This is a genomic window from Streptomyces sp. NPDC057638, assembly GCF_042800315.1.
Classification (GTDB): domain Bacteria; phylum Actinomycetota; class Actinomycetes; order Streptomycetales; family Streptomycetaceae; genus Streptomyces.
In genome coordinates this window covers 1-6,877 of record NZ_JBHVHF010000362.1, presented here as the reverse complement: position 1 = coordinate 6,877, position 6,877 = coordinate 1, and the positions used below count along the sequence as shown (strand labels likewise).

Annotated in this window: 4 protein-coding genes; 2 read left to right on the top strand and 2 right to left on the bottom strand. The window is 73.5% G+C overall.

Translation table 11 applies throughout. The features are described 5' to 3' along the window. Together ACFVIM_RS30870 and eccD are read right to left on the bottom strand one after the other, a co-directional pair. Positions 1-228 (bottom strand): hypothetical protein (locus ACFVIM_RS30870; RefSeq protein WP_384308339.1); only part of this gene is annotated, 228 nt, incomplete at its 3' end. Positions 229-587: 359 nt separating this feature from the next. Then, positions 588-2,114 (bottom strand): type VII secretion integral membrane protein EccD, encoded by a 1,527-nt coding sequence (gene eccD / locus ACFVIM_RS30865; protein WP_384308337.1) that lies wholly within the window; start codon positions 2,112-2,114, stop codon positions 588-590. A 250-nt stretch (positions 2,115-2,364) separates the two neighbouring features. On the opposite strand from eccD, the gene eccCa reads away from it, so the two are divergent. Next, positions 2,365-6,312 carry a type VII secretion protein EccCa gene (gene eccCa / locus ACFVIM_RS30860; protein WP_384308335.1) on the top strand — a complete coding sequence of 1,316 codons (3,948 nt, stop codon included), beginning with the start codon at positions 2,365-2,367 and terminating at the stop codon, positions 6,310-6,312. 248 nt (positions 6,313-6,560) lie between these two features. Next, positions 6,561-6,806, top strand: a complete 246-nt coding sequence (locus ACFVIM_RS30855) for a DUF397 domain-containing protein (protein WP_384308333.1) — start codon at positions 6,561-6,563, stop codon at positions 6,804-6,806. Positions 6,807-6,877: the final 71 nt, after the last annotated feature.

Sequence of the window (6,877 nt, the reverse complement as noted above, 5' to 3'; positions counted from 1 at the left end):
GTCCTGGGCGGCCGCCAGCTCCGCGCGCTTGACGACGGCGACGGCCGCGGTACGCGCCGCCTCGGCGGCGAGCGCGGCGAGGCCGGGGGTGGTGGCCGTGGTGGCCACCGCCGCGACGGGGACGGCGGCCGGGGCCGTCGCCGCCACGGCCACGGGGGCGGCGAGGGCGAGCGCGGCCACGGTGGCGGTGGCCAGCAGGGCGGGCTTCAGCAGCGTACGAGTGATCATGATTCCCCCATGGTGGTGATGAAAACGAGCAGGTCAGGCCGGTGATCACGGCCCGGCGCAGTCAAGCACGAAGATCGTCAACTGTCGTCGGGTATCACGCGGGGCCGGGGGGCGGCCAGGCCCGGGAGGGCCGTGAACGCTGGGGACACCCGGGGGCGGACGCGCGGGTATCACGTCACCGGTCCGCCGCCACGGCGTCGCTCCCTGGTATCTGGTGCTACGGCTGCGGCTGCGGCGTTCTGGTGTTACGGCTTCCACGGCGCCGCTCCCTGGTATCTGCTGCTACGGCGTCGGTGCGCGCGGCCCGGGGGTGTCGGTCGGTGCCCCACGCCGGGGAAGGCCGGCCCGTGAGAGCCGTCTCACCCCGTGAGGGAGCGGGCGGCGTCGTAGACGTCGAGGACGGCCAGGCAGAGCGGCACCAGCGCGAGCAGGAACAGTCCCTCGGCCAGATCGAGGAAGCGGCCCCAGAACGGCGAGACCCCCTTCTTCGGGATCACCAGTCCGATCGCGGTGATCAGCGCCGCGCCCGCCGCGACGGCGGCCGTGAGCCAGATGGCGCGCAGATCGAGGCCGCCCCGGTCCCCGTAGAGCACCAGCTCGCGCACCAGGGCCGGTGGTGGGTTGAGGGAGAGTCCGAGGACCAGCAGCGCCAGCGAGGCGATGCCCGCCACCAGCGCGCAGCAGACCTGGGAGGTGTAGCGGAACAGCCGCGCCCGCAGCAGCATCGCGAGCCCGCTGGCGAGCGCGAGGAGCTGCCCCCACAAATCGCCGGAGAAGCCGAGCACGGCGGCGCTGCCCACGGCGACCGCCGCGCAGCCGCCGACCAGACCGAGCAGCATCTCGTGGCCGCGGCGGGCCTGGAGGGCGATGCGCTCGCCGTCGACCGGCTCGGGCTCGGGAGTCCGGTCCCGGTCGTGGAACTCGTCCTCGGCGGCGCTGCGCGGGGCGGAGTAGCCGATGGGGAGCCGGGCGAAGCGGGCGGAGAGCCCCGGCAGGAAGGCGATCAGTCCGATGGCGACGGGGGTGAGTACGGCGGCGATCCCGGTGGCGGTCGCCTCGGTGAGGATGCCGATGAAGGTGGCGAGGGTGCCGGTGGCGCCGAGGAGGGTGGCCGCGACGAAGGGGGCGTCCCCGCTGGGGGTGAGCGCGACCAGGGCGACCGAGGCGATCAGCACGGTGACGCAGCCGAGCAGGAACTGGAGCTTGCCCGGCCCCGCCCCCGCGTCGGGCCCGATGATCCCGGATCCGGCGATCAGCAGCAGCGGCAGCGCGCCGAGTCCGAGGGCCACGGCGGTGGCCCGGTCGGCGTAGACGCGGGCGCGGACTCCGGCGAAGGCGGTGAGCAGCACTCCGGCCGCGCCCGCGATGATCCCGGGCAGTCCGTGCATGTCATGGCGGACGGGGTCGGCGAACCACAGCACGAACCCCATCAGCACCAGCAGCACCACCGCCCCCACCAACCCGGCGACCCGCAGCAGTTCGTCACTCCACAGATGGCGGTCCCGGCGGACGGCCGAGGCCACCGCGTCGGAGACGTCGTCGAAGACGGCGGGCGGCAGCGACTGGGCGAAGGGCCGCAGGCTGAGGAGTTCGCCGTCGAGCACGCTCTGCGCCGCCAGGGTCAGCCCGGGGTCCAGCACCGTGCCGTCCCGGCGGACCAGGTGGTACCCGGTGGGCACGCCCGGTGCCTGGGTCTGCCCGGTCAGCCGCAGGATCTCGGGGTAGACGTCGGCGACGGCGATGTCCTCCGGCAGCGCCACGTCGATCCGGCTGTCCGGCGCCACGACGGTGACCCGGCAGAATCCGGTCGCTGCGGTCGTACTCACGGTGTGGACCCCCTGCTGCTCGAACTGCTCCTTGAGCGGTCCCGCCCCGGGCGCGCTCATGCGCGGCGGGCGGCGGGCCATAGGGCGCCGGGTACGACGGGCCGCGCCCGTATCCGCTCTTCTCCCCCAGCACCCACGGCACCCCGGTGCCCCACCGGGTGTCGCGGTGCGCGCGCCACCCTACCCGGCGTCACCCCGGGGGCGGGCCAGTAGGATCGCGGTCGCGCGGAGGGGGCCCGCCGCTCACGGGGGCGTCGGTGCGGAACTCGCCCGTCCGCACGCCTCCGTACACCAAGGGACTGATGCTCCGGTGAGCCAGATCGTCGTCAAACGCCCGCCGAGGTCGCTGCCTCCCGAGGTGCCCACCGGCGAACTGGTCCTGGAGCCGCCGCCCGAACTGCCCCGTGGGCAGCAGGAGGGCATGCTGATGCAGATCCTGCCGGTCCTCGGCATGGGCTCGTCGGTGGTCTTCTTCTTCTCGCCGCAGGCGCCGCCGTTCATGCGGATCATGGGTGTGCTGATGCTGGTCTCGACGGTCGCCATGGTCGTCGCCCAGGTCGTCCGCTACCGCCGGGGTACGCAGGGGCAGCTCGCCGACATCCGCCGCGACTACCTCAAGTACCTGGCCCAGACGCGGCGTACGGTCCGCAGGACGGCCCGGCGCCAGCGCGACGCGCAGTACTACCTCAACCCCGACCCCGAGCAGCTGTGGGCGCTGGTGGCCGAGGGGTCGCGGGTGTGGGAACGGCGGGTCGGCGACGACGACTTCGCCCAGATACGGGTAGGGCTCGGCACCCAGCAGCTCGCCACCCCGCTGGTGGCGCCCGACACCGCCCCCGTCGACGAGCTGGAGCCGCTGGCGGCGGGCGCCATGCAGCAGTTCCTGGCCGTGCACGGCTCCCTCGACCACCTGCCCATGGCCATCTCCCTGCGCGCCTTCTACCATCTGACGGTCTCCGGCGAGGCCGAGTCGGCGCGGGCGGCGGCGCGGGCGCTGGTGGGGCAGCTGGTCACCCTGCACTCCCCCGAGGACCTGCTGGTCGCCGTGGTGGCGGGCCCGGACTCCGCGCCCCATTGGGACTGGACCAAATGGCTTCCGCACAGCCAGGTCGCGGGCCAGGTCGACGGCGCGGGCACCAAGCGGCTCTTCGGCGACGGCCTCGACGCGGTGGAGCCCATGCTCCACGGGAAGCTGGAGGGGCGCCCCCGGTTCGCCCGGGAGAACCGCCCGGTGCTGGACGAGCCACATGTGGTGCTCGTCCTCGACGGGGCCGTGGTCCCGCCCGACTCCCTGTTCGCGGCCGCCGAGGGACTCCAGGGCGTCACCATCGTGGAGGTGGTCCCCGGTGAGCTTCAGGAGCCGCGCGGCGGGCTGACGATCGACGCCCGGCAGGGGCGGCTGCGGCTGGCCTCCGGCCACCGGGTGGCGTACGAGGGCGTGCCCGACCTGCTGTCGCTCCCCGCCGCCGAGGCGCTGGCCCGCCAGCTCGCCCCGCTGCGGGTCGGCGGCGGCGACGAGGACGAACCACTGCTGGCCAATCTGGACTTCACCGACCTCCTCGGCCTCGGCGACGCGGCCGGGGTCGATGTCGCGCGCACCTGGCGGCCCCGGTCGACGGCGGAGCGGCTGCGGGTGCCCATCGGTGTCGGCGAGGACGGCCAGCCCGTGATGCTCGACCTCAAGGAGGCGGCGCAGGAGGGCATGGGCCCGCACGGGCTCTGTGTGGGCGCCACCGGCTCCGGCAAGTCGGAGCTGCTGCGCACCCTGGTGCTGGGGCTCGCGGTCACCCACTCCTCCGAGACGCTCAACTTCGTCCTCGCGGACTTCAAGGGCGGCGCGACCTTCGCCGGGATGTCCCAGATGCCGCACGTCGCGGCCGTGATCACCAACCTGTCGGACGATCTGACGCTGGTGGACCGGATGGGCGACGCGATCCGGGGCGAACTCCAGCGCCGTCAGGAGCTGCTCCACCGCTCCGGCAACTACGCCAACATCCACGACTACGAGAAGGCCCGCGCCGCCGGGGCCCCGCTGGAGCCGCTGGCCTCGCTCGTCCTCGTCCTCGACGAGTTCTCCGAGCTGCTGACCGCCAAGCCCGACTTCATCGACATGTTCATCCAGATCGGCCGGATCGGCCGCTCGCTCGGGGTCCATCTGCTGCTGGCCTCGCAGCGGCTGGAGGAGGGCAAGCTGCGCGGGCTGGACACCTACCTCTCGTACCGGATCGGTCTGCGGACCTTCTCGGCGGCCGAGTCGCGCACCGCGATCGGGGTCCCGGACGCCTACCATCTGCCGTCGGTGCCGGGGTCGGGGTATCTGACGTTCGGTACGGGCGAGATGACCCGCTTCAAGGCCGCCTATGTCTCCGGCGTCTACCGGGCCGGGGGCCCCGAACTGGCCCCGGGGGCGCTGCCCGTCGTCCGCGGGCCCGCCGTCTTCACCGCCGCGCCGGTACCGGTGGTGTACGCGACGCCGGACCCGGACGGGTCCGCGCGGGCCGGGGGCGGGGACGACGAGGCGCTGGCGGACACCGTCCTCGATGTGATCGTGCGGCGGCTGGAGGGGCAGGGCGTCCCCGCCCACCAGGTGTGGCTGCCGCCGCTGGACCGGGCGCCCACCCTGGACCAGTTGCTGCCGGGGCTGGCGCCGACGGCGGACCGGGGGCTCAGCGCCACCGAGTACACCCGCCCCGGCGGGCTCACCGTCCCCCTCGGCCTCATCGACAAGCCGTTCGAGCAGCGGCGGGAGGTGCTCTACCGGGACTTCTCCGGCGCCGCCGGTCATATGCTCGTCGTCGGCGGTCCGCAGTCCGGCAAGTCGACGCTGCTGCGCACCCTGATCGCCTCCTTCGCCCTCACCCACACCCCGGCCGAGACCCAGTTCTACTGTCTGGACTTCGGCGGCGGCGCGCTGGCCTCCCTCGCCGGGCTGCCGCATGTCGGCGGGGTCGCCTCCCGGCTCGACCCGGAGCGGGTGCGGCGCGCCATCGCCGAGGTGCTGGGCGTGCTCAACCGGCGCGAGGAGTTCTTCCGTACCCAGGGCATCGACTCCGTCGCCACCTACCGCAGGCGCCGCGCCGCCGGGGAGCTGCCCGGCGAGGCGTGGGGCGATGTCTTCCTCGTCATCGACGGCTGGGGCGGGTTCAAGAACGACTACGAGCAGCTGGAGCCGGTCATCGCCGACCTGACCGCGCGCGGTCTCGGCTACGGCGTCCACGTCATCCTCACCGCCGCGCGGTACATGGAGGTGCGCGCGGCCCTGAAGGACCAGATGCTCGGCCGTCTCGAACTGCGCCTCGGCGATGTCATGGACTCCGAGTTCGACCGCAAGGTGGCCGCGAACGTGCCGACCGGGGTGCCCGGCCGGGGCCAGGTCCCGGAGAAGCTGCACTTCATGAGCGCGCTGCCGAGGATCGACTCGGTCAGCTCCGCGGCCGACCTCGCCGACGGTGTCGCCGCCTTCGTCTCCTCCGTACGCGGTCACTGGCCCCATCCGCCCGCGCCGCCGGTCCGGCTGCTGCCCCGGATGCTCCCGGCCGACGCGCTGCCCCGGGGCGACGAGGGTCCGGGCATCGCGATCGGTATCGACGAGACCAGCCTGGAGCCGGTGTACATCGACTTCGAGACCGATCCGTTCCTGCTGGTCTTCGGCGAGAGCGAGTCCGGCAAGACCGGTCTGCTGCGGCTGATCGCCCAGCGGCTGACCGAGCGCTACACACCCGACCAGGCGCGGATCGTGGTCGGTGACTACCGGCGCACCATGCTGGAGGCCGTGGCCCCCTCCCATCTGCTGGAGTACGCGCCGATGGCGTCGGCGATGGAGCTGCACATGGACGCCATCAGCACGGTCATGGGCCGTCGCGCGCCCCAGCCCGACATCACCCCGCAGCAGTTGCGCGACCGCAGCTGGTGGACCGGGCCCCAGCTGTTCGTGATCGTCGACGACTACGAGCTGGTGTCGTCCGGGTCGGCCAACCCGATGGCGGCGCTGGTGGAGAAGCTGCCGTTCGCCCGGGACGTGGGCATGCGCTTCATCGTCGCGCGCAACGCGGCGGGCGCCTCCCGGGCCCTGTACGAACCGTTCGTGCAGCGCGTCAAGGAACTCGGCGCCCAGGGGGTGGTCCTCTCCGGCGACCCGATCGAGGGCGACCTCATCGGCGGGGTCCGCCCCCGCCCGATGCCACCGGGCCGGGCCACCTTCGTCTCCCGCAAGCGCGGCGCGCCGCTGATCCAGGTGGGGTGGCTGGCGGATCGGTGATCCGCATAGGCTCGGGCGCCGGGTGACCGGGGAGCGCCCCGGCCACCCGGGAGACGGTCCGTACCGCACGGGTACACGCGCGGACGCGGGGTCGGTGCCACCGTGGTCCTGGTGATCCAGGACGCGTGGACACGGGTCCCGGTCAGGGTCCGCGTACGGCCTCGGCGGGATCGCACGCGTACGCGCGCGAGCGCGGGGGTAGGGCCACGACACATCACGTCCGAGGGATCCCAGGGAGGCACCGCGCGATGGCCGACGCAGTCGACAAGGAACGCGTGAAGGAAGAGCTGTACGCCCTCGACATCTCCGGTGTGGAGTGGGTGAGCGCACCCGGTACCAGCGAGGACGAGGAGCGGGTGGAGATCGCGTACCTTCCCGGGGGTGGGGTGGCGATGCGCTCCTCGCTCGATCCGGACACCGTGCTGCGGTACACGGAGGCGGAGTGGCGGGCGTTCGTCCTGGGCGCGCGTGACGGGGAGTTCGATCTGAGCTGAGCCCGTCGTGGGCGGCGGAGAACCGCCCAGGGGGGCGCGCACCACACAGGGGGCCGTCCGCGCGACCGCGC